The organism is Pseudomonas sp. MF08875 (genome assembly GCF_059862525.1).
Map to the genome: position 1 here is coordinate 1 of NZ_JCBCUW010000037.1, position 20,666 is coordinate 20,666.

The 20,666-nt window shown below is 59.2% G+C and carries 18 protein-coding genes and 1 pseudogene; 9 read left to right on the plus strand and 10 right to left on the minus strand.

The window, feature by feature from the left end; translation table 11 throughout:
* Positions 1-353 precede the first annotated feature (353 nt).
* Together chrA and AC19YT_RS20005 are read left to right on the plus strand one after the other, a co-directional pair.
* A complete protein-coding gene (gene chrA, locus AC19YT_RS20000) occupies positions 354-1,559 on the plus strand; it encodes a chromate efflux transporter (protein ID WP_500610864.1) in 1,206 nt (401 codons plus the stop codon).
* Positions 1,560-1,646: 87 nt separating this feature from the next.
* Entirely contained in the window at positions 1,647-2,267 is a 621-nt protein-coding gene (locus tag AC19YT_RS20005; RefSeq protein WP_500610865.1) for a tyrosine-type recombinase/integrase, read from the plus strand.
* Positions 2,268-2,436: 169 nt separating this feature from the next.
* On the opposite strand, the gene AC19YT_RS20010 is transcribed toward AC19YT_RS20005, so the two are convergent.
* From AC19YT_RS20010 to AC19YT_RS20025, 4 genes are all read right to left on the minus strand, one after another.
* A complete protein-coding gene (locus AC19YT_RS20010) occupies positions 2,437-2,628 on the minus strand; it encodes a hypothetical protein (protein WP_095107667.1) in 192 nt (63 codons plus the stop codon).
* Entirely contained in the window at positions 2,625-3,776 is a 1,152-nt protein-coding gene (locus tag AC19YT_RS20015; RefSeq protein ID WP_095107666.1) for a PepSY-associated TM helix domain-containing protein, read from the minus strand. Before AC19YT_RS20015 ends, AC19YT_RS20010 begins: the two co-directional genes overlap by 4 nt.
* 93 nt (positions 3,777-3,869) lie before the next feature.
* Complete coding sequence (locus tag AC19YT_RS20020; RefSeq protein WP_095107665.1) at positions 3,870-6,248, minus strand: TonB-dependent siderophore receptor; 2,379 nt, start codon at positions 6,246-6,248, stop codon at positions 3,870-3,872.
* A gap of 98 nt (positions 6,249-6,346) precedes the next feature.
* Complete coding sequence (locus AC19YT_RS20025; protein WP_500610866.1) at positions 6,347-7,417, minus strand: FecR family protein; 1,071 nt, start codon at positions 7,415-7,417, stop codon at positions 6,347-6,349.
* A gap of 98 nt (positions 7,418-7,515) precedes the next feature.
* On the opposite strand from AC19YT_RS20025, the gene AC19YT_RS20030 reads away from it, so the two are divergent.
* Positions 7,516-8,034, plus strand: a complete 519-nt coding sequence (locus tag AC19YT_RS20030; RefSeq protein WP_500610867.1) for an RNA polymerase factor sigma-70 — start codon at positions 7,516-7,518, stop codon at positions 8,032-8,034.
* Positions 8,035-8,574: 540 nt separating this feature from the next.
* Here AC19YT_RS20030 and AC19YT_RS20035 read toward each other — a convergent pair.
* Positions 8,575-8,895 (minus strand): annotated as a pseudogene (locus AC19YT_RS20035) (DUF4113 domain-containing protein); the annotation flags it as partial.
* A gap of 232 nt (positions 8,896-9,127) precedes the next feature.
* On the opposite strand from AC19YT_RS20035, the gene AC19YT_RS20040 reads away from it, so the two are divergent.
* The 4 genes from AC19YT_RS20040 (at position 9,128) to tal (ending at position 13,636) form a co-directional block, all read left to right on the plus strand.
* Complete coding sequence (locus tag AC19YT_RS20040) at positions 9,128-10,579, plus strand: PAAR domain-containing protein (RefSeq protein ID WP_500610868.1); 1,452 nt, start codon at positions 9,128-9,130, stop codon at positions 10,577-10,579.
* Positions 10,580-10,581: 2 nt separating this feature from the next.
* Positions 10,582-10,959, plus strand: a complete 378-nt coding sequence (locus AC19YT_RS20045; protein ID WP_500610869.1) for a hypothetical protein — start codon at positions 10,582-10,584, stop codon at positions 10,957-10,959.
* Between the two features lie 576 nt (positions 10,960-11,535).
* The gene (gene dusA / locus AC19YT_RS20050) at positions 11,536-12,546 is read left to right on the plus strand and encodes a tRNA dihydrouridine(20/20a) synthase DusA (protein ID WP_500597438.1); all 1,011 of its coding nucleotides are present in this window, start codon (positions 11,536-11,538) and stop codon (positions 12,544-12,546) included.
* 163 nt (positions 12,547-12,709) lie between these two features.
* Entirely contained in the window at positions 12,710-13,636 is a 927-nt protein-coding gene (gene tal, locus AC19YT_RS20055; RefSeq protein WP_500610870.1) for a transaldolase, read from the plus strand.
* A 45-nt stretch (positions 13,637-13,681) separates the two neighbouring features.
* Here the strand turns inward: tal and queF are convergent, their stop codons facing one another.
* Complete coding sequence (gene queF / locus AC19YT_RS20060) at positions 13,682-14,512, minus strand: NADPH-dependent 7-cyano-7-deazaguanine reductase QueF (protein WP_500597442.1); 831 nt, start codon at positions 14,510-14,512, stop codon at positions 13,682-13,684.
* A 56-nt stretch (positions 14,513-14,568) separates the two neighbouring features.
* Complete coding sequence (gene copI, locus AC19YT_RS20065; protein WP_095107656.1) at positions 14,569-15,084, minus strand: copper-resistant cuproprotein CopI; 516 nt, start codon at positions 15,082-15,084, stop codon at positions 14,569-14,571.
* A gap of 154 nt (positions 15,085-15,238) precedes the next feature.
* Between copI and AC19YT_RS20070 the strand changes: the two genes are divergently transcribed.
* Both AC19YT_RS20070 and AC19YT_RS20075 read left to right on the plus strand, forming a co-directional pair.
* Positions 15,239-15,919 carry a heavy metal response regulator transcription factor gene (locus tag AC19YT_RS20070; RefSeq protein ID WP_095107655.1) on the plus strand — a complete coding sequence of 227 codons (681 nt, stop codon included), beginning with the start codon at positions 15,239-15,241 and terminating at the stop codon, positions 15,917-15,919.
* Entirely contained in the window at positions 15,919-17,277 is a 1,359-nt protein-coding gene (locus AC19YT_RS20075; protein WP_500610871.1) for a heavy metal sensor histidine kinase, read from the plus strand. Before AC19YT_RS20070 ends, AC19YT_RS20075 begins: the two co-directional genes overlap by 1 nt.
* A gap of 86 nt (positions 17,278-17,363) precedes the next feature.
* Here AC19YT_RS20075 and AC19YT_RS20080 read toward each other — a convergent pair whose 3' ends face one another.
* The 3 genes from AC19YT_RS20080 to AC19YT_RS20090 are packed head-to-tail and all read right to left on the minus strand — an operon-like array spanning position 17,364 to position 20,602.
* Positions 17,364-18,608: a lipoprotein-releasing ABC transporter permease subunit gene (locus AC19YT_RS20080; RefSeq protein WP_095107653.1), complete on the minus strand. Its 1,245-nt coding sequence runs from the start codon at positions 18,606-18,608 to the stop codon at positions 17,364-17,366.
* Between the two features lie 52 nt (positions 18,609-18,660).
* Positions 18,661-19,344 carry a lipoprotein-releasing ABC transporter ATP-binding protein LolD gene (gene lolD, locus AC19YT_RS20085; RefSeq protein WP_176465057.1) on the minus strand — a complete coding sequence of 228 codons (684 nt, stop codon included), beginning with the start codon at positions 19,342-19,344 and terminating at the stop codon, positions 18,661-18,663.
* Positions 19,345-19,351: 7 nt separating this feature from the next.
* Entirely contained in the window at positions 19,352-20,602 is a 1,251-nt protein-coding gene (locus AC19YT_RS20090) for a lipoprotein-releasing ABC transporter permease subunit (protein ID WP_095107651.1), read from the minus strand.
* Positions 20,603-20,666: the final 64 nt, after the last annotated feature.

The window sequence follows — 20,666 nt, forward strand, 5'->3', positions numbered from 1 at the left end:
TCGGGAAGTAAGGTGCTTTGACCTCGGTGTTCACCCTGGATAAACCGTTTCATGGGCGTCCCATACGCTGAGATTCTCGGAAATCATAGCAAGGGTTTACCGGTGCGTTTTTACACACTCTGGGCCGGTTCCTGCCTGTCGTGACAGGCGTCTCCCGGCCAGAAGCGGTCACTTGTCAACGCTGATGAGCTATTGGAGCTTTCTCTCCGCGGTTGATGCGGTTGGGCTCAAGCCGCTAGGCGGCAAGGTTCAGTAGGCCTCTGCATCATCAGGTTGCGCAGCTAGACTCATCATATTCCGTTACGATTTTCGATTATCGTTTGGTGAATTTGCCAATGATGGATCAAACGAACATGACCGATACGCTCCAGGCTGACCGTAGCCACTGGACTGTTTTCTTAATCTTTCTGCGATTGGGTCTGACTTCTTTCGGTGGCCCAGTCGCTCACTTGGGGTACTTCCGGGATGAATTCGTTGTGCGTCGCCAGTGGCTAAGCGAGCGCAGTTATGCGGATTTGGTCGCCCTTTGCCAGTTTCTACCGGGGCCTGCTAGCAGTCAGGTTGGCATCGCGCTTGGGCTGTCTCGCTCAGGCTATGGCGGCGCACTGGCTGCGTGGCTGGGATTCACCTTACCTTCCGCGACTGCCCTGATCCTCTTCGCTCTGGGCATCGCCAGCTATGGCGATGCCGTGCCCACTGGTGTGCTGCACGGTTTGAAGGTGGTAGCGGTGGCGGTGGTCGCACAGGCGGTATGGGGTATGGCGCGAAATTTGTGCCCCGACGCGCCGCGTATATCCATCATGGTGGCAGCGACCTGCTTCGTGCTGCTCATGCCGTCCGCCTTAGGGCAAGTGGGAGTCATTTTTATTGCCGCGATCATTGGCCTGTTGCTGTTCAAGCCCCAGCCGGACGAATCCCATGATCCACTGCCCATTAGCATCCGGCGTCGCGCTGGCCTATTCTGGCTGGCCCTGTTCTTTGCCTTTCTGCTCGGGCTGCCGCTCCTGGCAAAGTTGCTCCCAAGTCAGGTGCTGTCGATGGTGGACGCTTTCTACCGTACCGGCTCGCTGGTCTTCGGTGGCGGACATGTGGTGCTGCCGCTATTGCAGGCTGAAGTCGTGCCTTCTGGATGGGTCGACAACGATGCATTCTTGGCAGGCTATGGCGCAGCTCAGGCCGTCCCGGGGCCGCTATTCACCTTCGCAGCATTTCTCGGCGCCTCGATGAACCAGGAGCCCAGCGGTTGGCTTGGAGGCCTGATCTGCCTGCTGGCGATTTTCGCGCCTGCTTTCCTGCTAGTGGTGGGCGCCTTGCCGTTCTGGGAGCGTCTGCGCCGGAACAGCGGCACCCAAGCGGCACTGCTGGGCATCAATGCGGCTGTGGTGGGTCTGTTGCTTGCCGCTCTGTATCAGCCGGTATGGACGAGTGCGATTCACGCCCCACAGGACTTTGGTCTGGCCCTCGTGGCACTAGTTGCGTTGATGTTCTGGAAGTTGCCGCCGTGGCTGGTTGTACTCGGCAGCGGCGTCCTGGGCGGGCTGTTGAATATAGCTCTGTGAGGCTAACCGCTGATGTCCGCAATTGGCCGGTTAGCGACCGTTGCTCTGATTAGTCATCCTTGTCCTTCACCACGTGGAGGACTTGTCGTGAACATCATCGCTACCTGCAGCCGTCAGCACTGGAACAAAGGAAAATTGGTCGGGCAGAAACCCCCACTCCGACTGAGCGATATCTGGGCCATCCGAGTAAGGCTTCAAATGGCGGAAAGAACCCGAGATCTGGCTCTCTTCGATCTGGCCATCGACAGCAAGCTTCGAGCCTGCGACTTAACCAAACTCCGCGTGCGCGATGTCGCTCATGGCGAGCACGTATCATCACGAGCCATGGTGATGCAGCAGAAAACGCAGCGGCCTGTGCAGTTTGAGATCACTGAGCAAACACGGTCTGCCCTCGCGGCCTGGATACAGCGGGCCCAGCTACACAGCGAGGACTGCCTTTTTCCTAGCCGGCTGCATACTTCAGACCATCTATCTACTCGTCAATACGCTCGTATCGTCAAAGGCTGGGTGAAAGCCGTAGGCCTTGATCCAGCGATGTATGGCACACACACAATGAGACGTACGAAAGCATCACTGATCTATCGCAGGACGAAGAACCTGCCTGCGGTTCAGTTGCTGCTCGGCCATACGAAGCTGGAGAGCACTGTGCGATACCTGGGAATTGAGGTCGATGACGCCCTGGAAATGGCGGAACAGACTGAGGTTTGACCATGTATAGCGACGGTCGAAGTCAGACCGTCGCTAACCGGCCAGAACCCGACAGTCAGGCCAAGCCTGAATCCATCGGCCCCTGAACAGAGGCGCACCGGTCTCAGTGGGAAGACAAAAAAGTAATGGCTGTTCCGCCCCCGCTCTCCCAGCAGAGCGCCGAGTACGATCACGAACGTGGCCGATTTACATGACGCATGCGTATCCACACCACCCCGACCAGCAGCAATGGCACGCCGAGGCTGAGCCACGACAGCAGATCGTAGAACTCATCGCCGATGAGTGCCGAAAACAGCCCGAGAAAGCTCAGCAGAGCCAGCAACAGCGGCCAACGAAATATCATCCATAGGCCGCGCCTCATGCCCTGCCCTCCATTCCCACGCCATTGGCATTCAGGTCAGCAAGGCGCTTTTCCAATGTTACTTTGCGTCGGCCCAACCAGAGGTACAGACCGCTGCCCAGGACGACGATGGTAATCACGTCGAGCAGTGCCCAGATGATCTTCAGTGGCAAGCCGCCATAATCGCCAAAGTGCAAGGGTTGCGAGACCAGCAAGGTTTTCACATACAAGGGCATCTCGCGCATGTCAGTCAGCTCGCTCGTTCGCGCGTCCACCAGGGCCGGCTTGAGCAGGCGCGCGGTGAGTGGCGTGGTACCGCGCATGAACACCGCGTAATGATGCTTGCTGCTGAATTGAGTACCCGGAAACGCCACGAAACTCGGTTCCATGTCAGGCGCCGCGTTTCGAGCGGATTCCAGCGCCTTGTGCAAGGAACCGAGGCTTTCCAGTGGTGGTGCGTCTTTATAGGGCGCAGTCATATCCGCCAGCTGGCCCGTCTGCCACATGCCTTGTATGGGCAGCGCCAGGGTATTGATCACGCCGGTAATGCCAACCACCACCACCCAAGCCAGCGTGACGATACCGAGCACATTATGCAGGTCCAGCCATTTCAGTCGTTCACTACGCCCGCTGCGCACGGTGGCGAAGTCCAGCTTGCGCATGAACGGCGTGTACACCACCACACCGGAAACCAGCGACGCTACAAGCAGTAGCCCCATGAATCCGAGGAACAGATAACCGGGCAGACCGACGAACAAATCGGTATGCAGGCGCAGCATCAGGTTCATGAAACCATTATCCGGCGGCTCCGGCGGGAACAGCTCGCCGGTGCGCGTATCGAACGGCTGAGAGTGACCGTCAAGCGGAGGAGGCACCAGGCTTGTTGCAGTGATCACCATGCCTAGCGGATCTTGCGGGTCGAAACCGACGAAGCGCACGACTTCGCCTGGCCGTGCTGCCAAGGCACTGGCAGTCACCTTGTCGTAGTCGATTCGTGGCGCTTCGGCAGTCAGCGGGCGCAGTTCCGGGTGCGGTTCGAAGTAGTGCTCGATCTCTTCATGAAAGATCAGCGGCAACCCCGTCAGGCACAGCAACAACAAAAAGAGGGTGGCGATCAGACTGGTCCATTTATGCACCAGATACCAGTTGCGCAAGAATCGGGCGGTCATGTTCGGTACTTTTCCTGTAGATCCACGCTTGCCGAGAGTTGCCGGACACGGCCGGCGACCAGGTACAAAAAACTGTATCTGGCCAGCCCGGACTTACCAGTTGTAACTCACCGTGCCGTAGACAGTACGTTGCTGTCCGTACTGGCAGCCCACGGTGCTGAAGCAACCGGCCACGTACTCTTCGTCGAACAGGTTCGTGGCGTTCAACGACACTTCTACGCCCTCCAGCGAAGCATCGACCTTGCCGAGTTGATAGCTGACCAGTGCGTCGACCACGGAATAGCTGTCCACTTTGAAACTGTTGGCCGAATCGCCGAATGTGCTGCCCACGTAACGGGCGCCAGCACCCAGACGCAAGCCAGCCAGCGAGCCACTTTGGACGATGTAATCACCCCACAGCGACGCCATGTGCTCTGGCACCCGAAACGGCGTATTACCCTTGTTGCCGGTTTCCGATTGAGTGACTTCAACATCATTCCAGGTGTAACTGCCGATCAGATTGAAACCCTGGGTGATTTCGGTCTTGGCCTCGAACTCCACACCTTTGGAACGAACCTCACCTTCCTGGCGGGAGAAGCCGCCAACGTTCTCGGTGGCGTTCTGTTTGGTGAGGTCGAACCAGGCAATGGTGTAGAGGCTGTTGGTCCCTGGCGGTTCGTACTTGAGGCCCACTTCGTATTGTTTGCCGATTTCCGGATTAAGTTGCGAATTGTTAGCGGTAAAGCCCATGACCGGCAGGAACGATTCGCTGTAGCTGGCATAGGGAGCCAGGCCATTGTCGAAGAGGTAGACAATACCGGCGCGACCGCTGAACTTCTCATCCTTCTGGGTTTGCGGAGCGCGGTCGTCCTTCTGGTTGCTGGCCCAATCGTAGCGACCGCCCAGGAGGAACACCCACTTGTCAACTTTAAACTGATCCTGCAGGTAGACACCGGTTTGCGACATTTTCTGTTCGTAGCTGGCGGCGCTGAACGGAACGAAGGTCAATGGCTGCCCGTTGACCGGATTGAACACGTCGAAGCTTTCCAAGATGAAGTTCAGCGATTGCTCCTGATCAAACTTGCCGTTGTTGTAGTCGACGCCGGTCAACAGCGTGTGTTCGAGCGGGCCCGTGGCGAAGTTGGCCTGTATCTGGTTGTCCATAGTGAACAGATGACCGTCGCCCTTGCGCTGATCGTTGTAGCGCGAGTACTGGTCGCCCGCTGGCCCGAAAATGGCGATCTCGGAACTGGCTTGGCGATAGTCGCTGTAACGCACGTTCTGTCGCGCCGTCCAGACTTCGTTGAATTGATGTTCGAACACGTAGCCCAGAGAAGTCTTTTCGTTGGTCATGAAGTCAGACGCGGTGTCGCCCACGTAGGTGTCGCGGTCCAGGCGTCCACGAGGGTCGCGAAACACAGTGCCATCGGCCGGCAGCAGGTTGGCGAAGTTGCCGGTCTGCTTCTGGTACTCGCCCAGGAACGTCAGCTCGGTGTTGTCGCTGGGACGGTAGCTGATGGCTGGGGCGATGTACTGACGACGGTTAGTAATGTGGTCGGTCTGGGCATCGGCTTCCCGGAACAGGCCAGTCAGCCTGTAACTCCAGATGCCCTCCTCGTCCAGTGCATCCCCCAGATCAAAGGCGCCCTGCTGATAGTTGTGGTTGCCCATTTGCAACTGCACTTCATGCAGTGGCTCGATCGTCGGGCGCTTTGTCACCAGATTGATCTGTCCACCTGGATCGGAAGCTCCGTAAAGTACCGAACTGGCACCGCGCAGCACTTCAATTCGTTCCAGGCCATAAGGTTCGGGGGCGTCCCAGCCGAGAAACTCGGGCAAGAAGGTGCGCGTTCCATCACGCAACATGCGTCCGGTGCCCTGCTGAAAACCGCGAATGGTCAACTGGTCGGTAACGAACTGAGGACCGGAGATTTCGGCATTGACGCCCGGCGTATAACGCAGGGCTTGGGCGATGGTCTTGGGCTGCTGGGCTTTAATTTGCTCACGGGTAACCACAGAAACCGAGTATGGCGTTTCAACCAGAGGCGTGTCGGTCTTGGTGCCAGCAGAGGCGCGCTTGGCGATATAGCCGTCGTCAGGACTTACAGAACTGTAGGCCTGACCGACGATGCTGGTGACAGGTAATGCCATCGTCGAGTCGTCACTGCGACCCTGCAAGGTCACATGATTACCTTCGATCTGGTAGACAATTGTTGACCCGCCCAGCAACTGGCGAAGTGCAGCCTCCGGCTCCATCTCTCCGGCGACGTCACGACTTCGAATCCCGGACACCGTGTCCTCACTGTAGATGATCTGCAGGTTGGTCTGCCTGGCCAGATCGGAAAGCGCCGACGACAGCGCCTGCGAAGGGATGTTGACTCGGGCCGGCTCGGCCATTGCCGGTACCGCTGTCACCAATGTGAGGCCCAGAATGGCGGCGGCAATGCAGCAGCGCAGTTGCAGGGCGGGTCGATTCAGTGGATAGGCGCTCATAATGGTTCCGGTAGCTTGATGTTAAGGGCATGCCGGATCGACGAATGAGCGTGTGATTTGTTCAGGAAATCACGAAAAAGAAATCCAGTGGGCAGGTTTCAGCGACTGAACAACAGGGTCGCCTCATCGCTGTGGCGCAACTTTACCGGGAGTATCTTCGGCAGCCCGACGACCAGTTGGTCAAGCTCGCTGATGTTGTAGGTGCCGCCGATGCGCAGGTCACCGACCTCGCTGCTCGCCAGCTTCAACGGTACGTCAAGGTAGCGGTTGATCTGGGGCAGCGCTTCGCGCAGGCTGACCCCATCGAGCATCAGCTTGCCATCGCGCCAGGCAGCGGCCCTGGCGGGATCGATGCGAGCCAATTGCGCCAGATGACCAGGGCTGAATGTTGCCTGCATGCCGGCGGTGAGCACCGTGCCCTGATTGTTATCAGGGCTGCCTTTGTCGCTCGAAGCCAGCACCGAGCCCTGGGTGACGGTAACCGTGGTCAGCTCTTGTCCGGTCCAGACATTGAAATGAGTACCGGTGACTCTGATAGTGGCGTTTTCAGCACGAATCACGAACGGCTTTTCAAGATCGTGCTCCACATCAAAAAAAGCCTCGCCATCACGTAGCAGTACCTGGCGTTGATCGCGAAAACCGAGGTAGACAAGCCCAGTACGCTGATTGAGTTGCACTTGACTGTGATCAGGCAACTCAACTTGTCGACGGACTTCCTGCGCGGTGAAATAGCGAACACTGCCAGGCAGCAGACCCGCTGACCAGCCTGTACCCCAGACGCCCCCCACCGCCGCCAACACCACCGCCGCACGCGCCATCCAGAATAATGGCTGGCTCCAACGCGAGCGCCCCGATCTGTCGACATCGAGGCTGGTCGGCAATTGTTCGCTCACCTCCCATACTCGGCACATTTTCGTGTACTCGAGCGCATGGGCAGGGTCCGCATCATACCAGCACCGGAACTCGGCACGATCAGCGTCCGTGCACTCACTGAAATGCAGTCGCACACACCAGTCGGCAGCTATTTCGCTAGTGGTTTTCTGCGGGCAGGGAAAATTGGTCATCTTGGCTGGCAGAAGGAAAATTTCGGCAAGCTTACTCCATGTCCTGCGGTTTTGGCTCAGTTCCAGCACGCCGTTGAAATTAACCTCGGCGTTAATTGATGGCACTCAGGCTGAACGACTTTGGGCAGTGATTGCAAATAATTCTTAATAAGAATAAATTCACGACCCTCGCTGGCAGATTCCTAAAACAATTCAGGTGCATCATGCAAAAGCCTAATACGGCGGGGAGCGATACCCAATTGCTTGAGGTGTTCTTTGAGCGACGTCAGCGCTTGATTGGACTCGCGGCACGAATTACCGGATGTCGCAGCCAGGCCGAAGACATTGTCCATGAAGCGTTTCTGAAAATGGGTGGGGCTGACACCAGTGGGCTGATCAAGTCGCAAGCCTCATACCTCACGCGCATCGTGCGCAACCTGTCCATCGACCATTACCGTCGCCGTCAGTTCGAGGAGCGCTGGATCGTCCACGAAGATGACAGCAGCGAAATGTCCTGCCCCCAGGCGGATACACCGGAAGCATTGGTGTCGGATCAACAAGTACTGGAAAGGGTTTCCGACGCATTGTCCGATTTGCCGGAACGCACCCGGTATGCGTTCGAAATGTGCCGCATCCACGGCATGAAACAGAATGAAATCGCAAAGATCCTCGGCGTTTCTCCCTCATTGGTCCATGCCATGATAAGCGAGGCCCTGCTGCACTGTCGGCAGAAAGCGCTTTAACGCCATTTAACTTTGGCAGCAAAACGCCGCCAACCTGAGACGATTGCAACACCTGCCTATCCTCAGAAACGAACTTTCCTTAACGACGCTACTGCCGGACTATGCCTGTGCTGACCGGCAGCTAAAGGTCGAGGCTGTGTAAAAACGCAGGCGCCGTTTTGAAGGCCTCGCTTCTAGGTTAAATCTGCAGACGTTCGGTTGGTCAGCAGACCTGGATTTTGCGTAGGAACGTGGTTTTCGCGCGGATTTTGATTGCTGTATCTGCACGAAAGTGTTTTTACACAGCCTCGGTCGATAAAAGTCGTCCATGAATGGCTGCTATTGGCCGATTCTGTTGAAAAAGTCGGATGTGGTTTTCACGGCAGAAAAGTACGCGCATGAGATTGAAATCTTGAATCGCCGTAAAGGCATTCAGACTCAGATTTCACGTAGCAGTGCGTAAAAGAGGCGCTTTCACCGATCAGTCTTTTGGCAGTTTGAGAAAACCGACTTTTTCAACACAATCGGCCGAAAACAGCTACTCGCAACAGCTGACAGGAGTTACTTACAGCTCACAGCCCAAAGCGGGTCAAGCTTCGTGGCGTAACTCTGACTCATCATCTCCCGCTGCATACCCCCTCAGGGTTGCCTGGCACACTCGCGGATCGAAGCGTTCCCGTGCCCCAACGTTCATTGATCTGATCCAGCACAGCCATGATCCGCGTCGACTCTGCCGGCTGCGATCTCGCAAACAGATCGTCGGTGTACTCACCTGGCTGCCGGAGATCCATGAGCATCACCTCCGCCTTGCTGTAGTTGAAGCCTGGCCTAAAAGATGCGATCAAGCGCACCCACTGCCGCCATCGTCAGCAGGCGATCATCCATGTGGCATGGCTTCAAGCAAGCCCCCGCACCACCAACGTATTCCTACCACCGCACCTTATCGCTGCGCCGACTGGCTGTGCCCTTAAGTTCTCAGCCGCGTAGGAGAACATCTGCGCTCACCTCCAAAAACTGTAGGCCTTTTAAGCAGCGCAATCGGGAAGCGTCCGACATTACTGAAAGCACCCTGTTTGTTAGCCTTTTTGGCTCATTCCAATAACAAGGATTTGCCATGGAGTACTACGTTGTCAGAGAGGGAGACCCGACCACCACTGGCGGGAAAGTGGTTTTTTCAGCGGCATCCACAACCCTGTACGGTCCCCCGGTCGCCAGGGTTGGCGATCTGGTGACGTGCCCACGATGCAAGACCGTGGGTTACATCGCTGAGGGGCATGACTCCTTTACGGTTGGGGGGCTGGCGGTGGCGAGCGAAGGGCATGTCGTGCAATGCGGCTGCCCTCTGGGTAGCAACCGACTGCTGGCGACGCAAAGCAGGATGAGCGTGGAGGAAAGCCTCACGGCTATCGCCCCGCAACATGCCGCCCAGGCCCAGGAGGCGTCGCGCAGTTGGACACAGGCCATGAACGCCGGCGATTACCAGGGCGACTTGATTCGAGAGCTGCCGACCCAAAGGTTTACGGGCGCTACATCAGCGTCCAAAACACCCGCTGCAACACCGACTGAAGCTGCGGAACCAGGCTTCCACATCGTGCAAAACCCAATGCCTCGAGCAGAGTTAGAGGCGCTTCTGTTCCCACACCCCAATGCCGCAGTATTGGCTAAGTTCCGCACGCTGAACCCCCATCTGTCGAACTTCGCCAAGCCCGGCCAAATGGTTGTATTGAGTGACCCACAGAACTTCCAGTGCACCCGAGAAGAATCGCTACTGATGGAGGCTGCGCAGAGGGTTACCAATGCCCTAGAGCCGCTAAGTGATGATGAGTCGACTTTTATGGCGCGCCATCACGACGAGATTGAACACTTTCTATCCGAGGGAGCGACGGCCATCGGTATTGGAGAGGTCATGTTTTCAAAGCACTTGGACAACTTGAAATTGACCTTGACGGAACTAGAGGCACTGCATCAGCGAACATTCCAACAACATGGAAAATTGCAAACCTCCGAGTTCTTTACGCACCGAAAACTTTTAATGTCTCAACTGGACAATAGCCTTGGCCCGCTTGTGCGCAAGGGTGTGGGGATACCCGATCACCCCAAGCTGAAAAACGCCTTGGGCATCTCTAGCCGTAGCCTGGTGCACCACTGGAGCAAGGCAGGGGCACCGGGAAGTATTCCGGGGTATTCCACCCACATTGATGGCGTCGCCAAGGCCAGTAAGTACATAAATGCAGGCGGCTGGATTGGCATTGGGCTGGGGGCATCCGCGTCGGTGCTGAAAGTTCGGGAGGCTTGTGAGGTGGGTCGGAAGAAGGACTGTCAAAAGGTGAAATTCACAGAAAGCGGAAAATTCACAGGAGGATTGGCAGGCGGAGCAATAGCCGGTGCATTGGTTTCCGGTGCAGCATCTACCACCCTATGTGCAGCAATTGGCGCAGGAACATTTGTTGTCGGCGGTATTATTTGTGGGCTTGTCGTCGTAGGCGGCGCTTCGCTAGCAGGGGGAAAGATTGGAGAAGCTGTCGGCGAAACTTATGGCGAACAACTTTACTTAATGAGCCAGTGACCTTGCCTAACTTATACTTCTATAGCCTGACACTTATGTTCATATCCGTATTTTTATCTTTGGGTTTATGGCTGCACACCAGCTACACAAAGATGGATGAAATCCTAAAACACCTTTCAAACTGCCGCGCCATTCAAATCAGAAGACCACTAATGGGAAATGATCCATTCGGACGACTGTTTATGATGGGAGCTGTCTCTGGCATTTTGACGGCTCCAAAACTCTACTTGAGAGATGGCGGAGCCGATCTCAGCGACATTGAAAACTTCCCCAAAGAACTAAAGAAAACAATCACCCGTCAGTACGGTTTTTTGGCGTTCAGCGTGGCTTTTATGTTTGTGACTTGGGGCATAGGACAATATATGAACTGGACAAATTGAAGAGTACAAACCAGTCATCTACAGTGACTGGTTTTAACGCCCTCCCAGAAATTCCCTCCCCCTTAACATCACTGCCAAGAGCAGATCCACTGCTCTTGCACATACCATTACAATCTTCAGGTTAGTATCCGTGTTCCTGAAGCCGAGCAGCCTCTTTAAAACCCACCCACCTCGCCTGCTGATCCAGGCCCCGGCCAGCCAATACAACCCTGGCCAATTCGTTCAGATCCACTTCCCCGCGAGCCACTGCGGCAAGTACTTCAGAGGGGAAAACACTCATGTATTGGTCAGCCGTTTCCATCGGTTTTGTCCTTCGTTTGCGTGACCACAGTAACGCTCTACCAAAATCACATAGCAAGCAGATCAGACCCGTACCCAGGATCATCAGAACAACCCTCCCAACGCCGCTGGCTCCCTGTTCATTATCACCAACTCACCACTGACTTCGGTCTTGCGCGGGCGAAGCCCTAGCTCTCTTGGTAGACTTGCAACCCGTCGCGTTTAGTCCGAACCCGGGCGATATGGCTGACACCGCCTGAAAACGCCCCAAAACATGCTGTAAAGACGTAGAGCAAAATGGCACAAGAACCCCGTTCCAGAGCAGCAAACACAAGGCCCGAGCTGTCCAGACGCTTTAGCGTTGCCCCGATGATGGATTGGACCGATCGTCATTGCAGATTTTTCCTGCGCCTTTTATCCAAAAACGCCCTGCTCTACACCGAAATGGTCACCACGGGCGCGTTGCTTAATGGCGATCATGAGCGGTTTTTGCGCCATGACGAGGCTGAGCATCCGTTAGCCCTGCAGTTAGGCGGCAGTGTGCCGGGGGATTTGGCGGCGTGTGCGCGGATGGCGCAGGCGGCGGGTTATGACGAGGTGAACTTGAATGTGGGCTGCCCCAGTGATCGGGTGCAGAACAATATGATCGGCGCGTGCCTGATGGCGCACCCGGCGTTGGTGGCTGATTGTGTGAAGGCAATGCGCGACGCGGTGTCGATTCCGGTGACGGTCAAGCATCGCATTGGTATCAATGGCCGCGACAGCTATGAACAGTTGCGTGATTTCGTCGGCCAGGTGCGGGATGCCGGCTGTACCAGTTTTACCGTGCATGCGCGGATTGCGATTCTGGAAGGGCTGTCGCCCAAGGAAAACCGTGATATCCCGCCCCTGCGTTATGAGGTGGCGGCGCAGTTGAAGGCTGATTTCCCTGAGCTGGAGATCATTCTCAATGGCGGGATCAAGACGCTGGAGGCCTGCCATGAGCACCTGCAGCGCTTCGACGGTGTGATGCTCGGCCGCGAGGCGTATCACAACCCCTATTTGCTGGCCGAGGTGGACCAGCAATTGTTCGGCAGCACGGCACCGGTGGTTTCCCGGGCACAGGCGTTGGCGCAGTTGCGTCCTTATATAGCGGCGCATCTGGAGGCTGGCGGGGCCATGCACCATATCACTCGCCACGTGCTGGGCCTGGGCACTGGGTTCCCCGGGGCGCGGCGGTTCCGCCAGTTGCTGTCGGTGGACATCCATAAGGCGAAGGAGCCTCTGGTTTTGCTGGACCAGGCGGCGCAGTTGCTCGAAGGCCGCTAGGCTGCACCGGTATTGAACCTGCGGCGCGATTGAGCATCGAATCCGTCAGGATGGCTTCATGGCGCCACGGCCCTGGCGACCGTGATGGCGTTATGAATCAGTACCCTTGAGTGGCTGCCGGCCCTCGGGTAATGTCGTCGAACCCACCGGATAGAGCACGCACATGACTTCCAAGCTGGATCAACTCAAGCAGTTCACCACCGTTGTCGCCGACACGGGCGATTTCGAGGCTATCGCGCGCGTCAAACCGGTAGACGCCACCACCAACCCTTCGTTGCTGCTCAAAGCGGCGGCGATTGCCGGTTATGCCCCATTGCTCGATGCCTGCGTCAGCGACTGCAAAGGTGACGTCGGCCTGGCCAGCGACCGTTTTGCGGTGGCCGTGGGGCAGGAAATCCTCAAGGTGATCCCGGGGCGTATTTCTACCGAGGTGGATGCGCGCCTGTCCTTCGACACGGACGCCATGCTCAAGCGTGCCCATCGTTTGATCGAACTCTATGAAAAAGCCGGCATTGGCCGCGATCGTGTGCTCATCAAGATCGCTTCTACCTGGGAAGGTATCCGCGCTGCCGAACAACTGGAGCGCGAAGGCATCCAGACCAACCTCACCCTGCTGTTTTCCTTTGCCCAAGCCGTGGCCTGCGCCGACGCTGGGGTATTCCTGATTTCGCCGTTCGTGGGCCGGATCTACGACTGGTACAAAAAAGCCAACGGCAGTGACTACACCGGCGCCGATGACCCGGGCGTACAGTCGGTGACGCGCATCTACAACTATTACAAGGCCAATGGCTACCAGACCGTGGTCATGGGTGCGAGCTTTCGCAACCTCAATCAGATCGAGCAACTGGCCGGGTGCGATCGCCTAACCATCAGCCCCGACCTGCTGGAAAAACTCGTCGCCGACACCGGCAAACTGGAACGCAAACTGGCCCCCGGCAATACCGGCGAAGCCCGCCAGAGCCTGAGCGAAAGCCAGTTCCGCTGGGCCTCCAATGAGGACGCGATGGCCACCGAGAAACTCGCCGAGGGCATCCGCCAGTTCGCCCGCGACCAGGAAAAGCTCGAAGCCCTGCTCACCGCCAAGCTCTGATTGACACTGGCCACAAAAAAGCCCCGCTCTGTGCGGGGCTTTTGTTTACTGGCGCACCAGGCGCGCGTTGGGCAGCGTTACCGCCTCGGTACTGCGGTAGGGATTGATGTCCAGGCCACCGCGGCGCACGTAGCGGGCGTACACCGTGAGTTTTTCCGGTTTGAGCAGGCGTTGCAGGTCGAGGAAGATCCGCTCCACGCACTGCTCGTGGAAGTCGGAGTGCTGGCGAAAACTCACCAGGTACGCCAACAGGCTGGCGTGGTCCAGGGCCGCACCGCGGTACTCGACCGCGACGCTACCCCAATCCGGCTGGCGGGTGACCGGGCAGTTGGATTTGAGCAGATGGCTGTGCACGCTTTCCTCGATCACCCGCGCAGCGTCGCAGCGCAGCAGCTCCGGGCGCGGTTGCTCGTAGTTACTGACGCTGATATCCAGATCGTCGATGCACACGCCGGGCAAGGCGACGACGCCTTCGGCCTCGACCTCGGCCAGGCTGCGGATACGTACGCCCACCGGTTTGCCGGCGGCGGCCGAGAGGTCAGCCTGCAAGGTCGTTTGCAACACCTGCTGATCGACAAACGGCGTTTGGTTCAAGGAGTTGAGGTACAGCTTGAACGACTTGGATTCGATGATGTTCGGCGAATCGGCGGGGACGCTGAACTCGCCAATGGCCACCACCGGCTTGCCCGACGGCAGCAGCCAGGACAACTCGAAGCAATTCCAGAAATCCACACCTTGATACGGCAGGGTCTCGGCGCTCAGGCCCAGCTCGGCCCATTTCGCCGCACGAGGGATCGGGAACAGCAAGGAAGGTGTGTAGGTGCTGATGTATTCACTGGACTTGCCCAGCGGCGAATGTTCGGCTGCGGGATGCATGGCGGAAACCTGACTGAAAAAACCCGACGATTCTATCGGGTTTATCCACGCCGTGCTTACTGGCCGACTTTGAGCTTGCCCACCATCCCGGCCTGGTAATGCCCTGGGATATTGCAGGCGAATTCAAGGTCCGTGGCCTTGTTGAAGGTCCAGGTCAGTTCGCCGGTCTTGCCCGGCTCCACCAGCACGCTATTGGGGTCGTCGTGCTTCATTTGGCCGTGGCCCATGCTGGCGTGGTCCATGGCCTTCATGGCGGTGGGGGTCAATTGGCCACTTTGTTGCATTTGCAGCATTTCCTGCTGGTGGCGGGCGTGCATGGCGCCATCGCCGAGGTTGAACTCATGGAGCAAGCGGCCATTGTTGACCAGCACGAAGCGCACGGTTTCACCGGCCTTGATGCTCAGGGAGGCTGGGTTGAACGTCATGTCGCCCATCACCACCTCGATACTGCGCGTGGCGCTGGCCGCCGGCGCGGGCTGGCCGAAGTCGTAGGTATGGGCGGGCGAGGCCCAGACTGGAAAGCTCACGAGCAACAGACAACCGGCCAGCCACAGGGGATTTCGCAAAAACATGGTCACACTCCAACAAGATGAGGTTCAGCTTGTGGGAAACTCTAGCGCCGCGCCGCTGCCAGCAAACTGACGCTCAGATGACAACTTTGTCAGCTTGCCTGCCCGCGCCGCCAGACGCGGTATAACGCTTGACGCCACTGACCACGGGTTGCCCATGAAACTGCTGATTGTCGAAGACCAACCAAAAACCGGGCACTACCTGCGCCAAGGCCTGAGCGAGGCCGGTTTCAACGCCGAACTGGTGGCCGACGGCACCACCGGCCAGCACCTGGCCCTGACCGGCGACTACGCCCTGCTGATTCTCGATGTGATGTTGCCCGGGCGCGACGGCTGGGAAATTCTCCAGGCTGTGCGTAGCGCCGGGCTCGATACCCCGGTGCTGTTCCTCACCGCCCGGGACGCGGTGCAAGACCGCGTGCATGGCCTGGAACTGGGCGCCGACGACTACCTGGTCAAGCCCTTCGCCTTCTCCGAACTGCTGGCCCGGGTGCGTAGCCTGTTGCGCCGTGGCAGCGCCGCGCCGCAGGACACCTGCCTGCAACTGGCCGACCTGCGCCTGGACCTGATCCGCCGCCGCGTGGAGCGTAACGGCCAGCGCATCGACCTGACCGCCAAGGAGTTCGCCCTGCTGGAATTGTTCCTGCGCCGCCAGGGCGAGGTGCTGCCCAAATCCCTGATCGCCTCCCAGGTCTGGGACATGAATTTTGACAGCGACACCAATGTGATCGAAGTCGCCATCCGCCGCTTGCGGCTGAAGATCGACGATGAGTTCCCGAACAAGCTGATCCACACCGTGCGCGGCATGGGCTACGTCCTCGAAGAGCGCGCACCGTGATGGGTCGCTTATCCCTGAGCGGCCGTTTGGCCTTGCTGTTCGCCGCGTGCACTGCGGTGGTATCGCTGTTGGCCGGGGTGTTGTTCAGCCGCGCCAGCGAGGGCCATTTCATCGAACTCGACCAGCAACTGCTGGACAGCAAGTTGGTGGCGCTGCGCAGCATCCTCGAGGGCGCCGAAAGCCCCGCTCAGTTGAACGAACGCCTCGGCCGGCTGCGAGATGAACTCAATCATCAACCGGACTTGGCGCTGCACATCCGCAGCGCCCAAGGCGAGCGGTGGTTCGACAGCGCCGCCCTGCCCCCAGACCTGCCGACCGCGCCCGGGCTGCACAGCCTAGACAGCGCTGGCACCGCGTACCGGGTCTACAACACGGCGCTGCAAACCCACCAGGCAAATTCGCCGCGCCTGAGCCTGGTGCTGGATATCACCCACCACCAGCACTTCCTGCAACGCATGCAGCACCTGATCTGGCTGACGGTCGGCCTGTCGGCGCTGGCCACGGCGCTGCTCGGGGCCTGGGCCGCCCGCAGCGGTTTGCGCCCGCTGCGGCGCATGAGCGAGGTGGCGACCAGCGTCTCTGCCAACTCACTGGCCCAACGCCTGCCAGACGCGCAAATGCCGGCGGAGCTCGCGGACCTGGCCCACAGCTTCAATGCCATGCTCGGGCGCCTCGACGACGCCTTCCAACGCCTGTCCGCGTTCTCCGCCGACATCGCCCACGAACTGCGCACGCCGCTGTCCAACCTGCTGACCCACACGCAGGTCACCCTGACCCGGCCGCGCAGCCTGGAGGATTATCGCGAGGCGCTGCACAGCAACCTCGAAGAGTTGCAGTGGATGGCGCAACTGGTGAACGACATGCTGTACCTGGCCAAAGCCGACCACGGCTTGCTCACCCCCAAGCATCAGGCCCTGGACCTGGGTGCGGAAATCGATGCACTGCTGGAGTTTTTCGCGCCCCTGGCCGAAGACGCCCAGGTCGCCCTGAGCCGCGAAGGCAGCGCACCGTTCGCCGGGGATCGCAACATGCTGCGCCGGGCCTTTTCCAACTTGCTGGACAACGCCCTACGCTTCACCCCCGCCGGCGGCGAGGTGCGGGTGCTGATCGCGGATACGGGCAAAGAGCTGTGCCTGAGCGTAGAAAACAGCGGCACCGGCATCCCGCCCGAGCTGCTGCCGCGCCTGTTCGACCGCTTCTATCGCGCCGACCCTGCCCGCCGCGAAGGCAGCAGTGAACATGCGGGGCTGGGGCTGGCGATTACCCAATCGATCATCCGCGCCCATGGCGGGCAGATTCGTTGCGAGTCGCAGCAGGGCTGGACGCGCTTTGTGATTGAGTTGCCTAAGCAGGTGTAAGTTAGAACGGATGCCTGACGGTGGGAGGCGATGTTGCGCTGGAGAACCTGCTTGCGATAGCACAGGCTCCTCCAGCGCGTCAGGGCTTAGGAATAACGCAACGCATGGGCCGGCTCGATTTTCGCCGCGCGCCAGGCCGGGTACACCGTCGCCAGAAAGCTCAGGACGAAACCCGCGCCGCAGATCAGCGCCACGTCCGCGCCTTGCAGTTCCGAGGGCAGGTTGCTGACGAAGTACACGTCGGAACTGAAGATGTGCTGCCCAGAAACCCGCTCCAGCCAACCCACCAACTCACTTACGTTGAGCGCCGCGATCACCCCGAGGATGCCGCCGATCAAGGTGCCGACGACCCCGATCACCGTGCCCTGGACCATGAAGATCGCCATGATCTGCCGCGGTGTTGCGCCGATGGTGCGCAGGATGGCGATGTCGGCGCCCTTGTCGTTCACCACCATAATCAGCGTGGCAATGATGTTGAACGCGGCGACGGCAACGATCATCAGCAACAGCAGGCCGATCATGGTCTTTTCCATTTTCATCGCGCTGAACAGGCTGCCCTGGGTGTGGGTCCAGTCATCGGCCCGGTAGGCGGCGCCGAGGCTCGCGGCCACGTCACTCGATACCTTGGGCGCGGCGTACAGGTCCTTCACCGCCAGGCGCACGCTTTGCACCTGGTTGGGCTGCCAATGTTGCATCTGCGCGGCGTCGGCCACGTGGATCAACGCCATGGAACCGTCCAGCTCGGCGCCGACCTTGAACACCCCGACCACATTCAAGCGCTGCATGCGCGGTGTAATGCCGCCCGGTGCGCTGCTGACTTCGGGCACGATCAGGGTCAATTTGTCGCCGACATTGAGGCGAAAACGCCGCGCGGTGATTTCCCCTACCACCACGCCGAACTCACCCGGTTGCAGCGCATCCAGGCGCCCCTGGACGATGTGCTTGGCCACAATGGACACCTGGCCTTCAAGCGCCGGGTCAACGCCGCTGATCTGGATCGGCTGCATGGCGCCCTTGTAGGAGAGCATGCCTTCCATCTCGGTGAACGGCACCGCAGCGGTGACTTCGGGGTTTTTCAGGGCGGCAGCGGCCACCGGTTGCCAGTCGTCGATCGGGTTGACGCCGACGATGGTGGCATGGGGCACCATACCGAGGATGCGCGAGCTCATTTCCCGCTGGAAACCGTTCATCACCGACAGCACCACGATCATCGCCAGTACGCCCAGGGCGAGGCCGATCATGGAGGTCATCGAGATGAACGAGACAAACCGGTTGCGCCGCTTGGCGCGGGTGTAGCGCGTGCCGATAAAGATCGATAACGGTCTGAACATGGGCGAGGCACCGTAAAAAAGTGAACGACCCGGCAACGCGCCGGGTGCTGAATCAGATCGCGCTCAGGCGGCCTTCCTGCAGGTGCAACACACGGTCCATCTGCCGGGCCAGGTTCATGTCGTGGGTCACCACCAGAAACGCGGTGCGCATCGAGGTGCTGAGTTCCAGCATCAGGTCCTGGATGCCCTGGGCGGTGTGCGAGTCGAGGTTGCCGGTAGGCTCGTCGAGCATCACCAGCCCCGGCTTGTTCACCAACGCCCGGGCAATCGCCACACGCTGGCGCTCGCCGCCGGACAGCTCCGAGGGCTTGTGCTCCAGGCGATGGCCGAGGCCGACGCGCTCAAGCAACGCCGTGGCACGCTGGCGCGCCTCGGGGATCGCGGTGCGGCCGATCAGCAACGGCATGCAGACGTTTTCCAGCGCCGTGAACTCGGGCAGCAAGTGGTGGAACTGATAGACAAAGCCCAAAGAGCGGTTGCGCAACTGGCCACGGGCCTTTTCGCCCAGGGCCGACAACTCCTCACCGGCCAGCCAGACGCTGCCCTCGGTGGGCGTATCGAGGCCGCCCAGCAGGTTGAGCAAGGTGCTCTTGCCCGAACCAGACGTACCGACAATCGCCACCCGCTCACCGGGGTGCAGCTCCAGTTGCAGGCCGGACAGCACCACCACCGATTCCGGCCCTTCTTCATACGACTTGCCCAGGTTGCGGCAGCTCAGGATTGCTTTTTCACTCATGCCCGACTCACTCATAACGTAGCGCCTCCGCAGGCTGGGTGCGTGCCGCACGCCAGGCCGGATACAGGGTGGCGAGAAAACTCAGAACCAACGCCGCGCCACAGACCATCAACACGTCCTGGGCCATCAGTTGCGAAGGCAGGTAGTCGATGAAGTACACGTCGGCGTTCAGGAATTTGTGCCCCATCAGGCTTTCGACACCGGCGATGGCCGCGCTGACGTTCAACGCCGCGAACATGCCCACCACGGCGCCGATCAAGGTGCCAACGACACCGATCACCGTGCCCTGGACCATGAAGATCGCCATGATCTGCCCCGGCGTGGCGCCGAGGGTGCGCAGGATCGCGATGTCACCCTTCTTGTCGTTGACCACCATCACCAGGGTGGAAATGATGTTGAACGCCGCCACCGCGACAATCAGCAGCAACAGCAGGCCGATCATGGCTTTTTCCATGCGGATGGCCTGGTAGAGGTTGCCGTGGGAGCGGGTCCAGTCGCGGGCGTAGTAGCGGTCTTCGCCCAACTGCTGGGCGATGTTCCACGCCGTGCGCGGGGCCTGGAACAGGTCGTCGAATTTCAGCCGCAGGCCCTGCACCTGATCCGGCTGCCAGCGGTGCAGACGCGCCAGGTCGGTGAGGTTGGTCAGGCCCAGGTAGCCGTCGATCTCACCGGCGCCGACATGAAAGATGCCGACCACGGTGAAGCGCTTCATGCGCGGGAACATGCCCGCCGGCGTCACGGTGACTTCCGGGGCGACGAAGGTCAGCTTGTCGCCAATAACGGCGCCGAGCTTGGCGGCGGCCTTGTCGCCGATGACGATGCCGAAGCTGCCGGGGGCCAGCGCATCGAGCTGGCCCTGCTGCATGAACTGATCGATGATCGACACCTGCCGCTCCTGGGCCGGGTCGATGGCATTGAGCAGAACTTTCTGCACCTTGCCATTGTTGGTCAGCAGGCCCTGCATCTGTGTAAAGGGCGCCACCGCCAGCACCTGCGGGTTCTGCTTGACCTTGGCGGCCACGCTTTGCCAGTCGCCGATGGGCTCGCCGGACTCGATGGTGGCGTGGGGCACCATGCCCAGCACGCGGGTGCGCATCTCATGGTCGAAACCGTTCATCACCGACAGCACGACGATCATCACGACCACGCCCAAGGCGAGCCCGATCATCGAAGTCAGGGAAATGAACGATACAAAATGATTGCGACGCTTGGCGCGGGTATAACGCGTGCCAATAAATACGAAGAGAGGTCTGAACATGTCGGGGCTTGTTCGGAGGGAAAAGGAACGTCCTTGTGGCGGGGGTCGATAACCAGCTTTACAC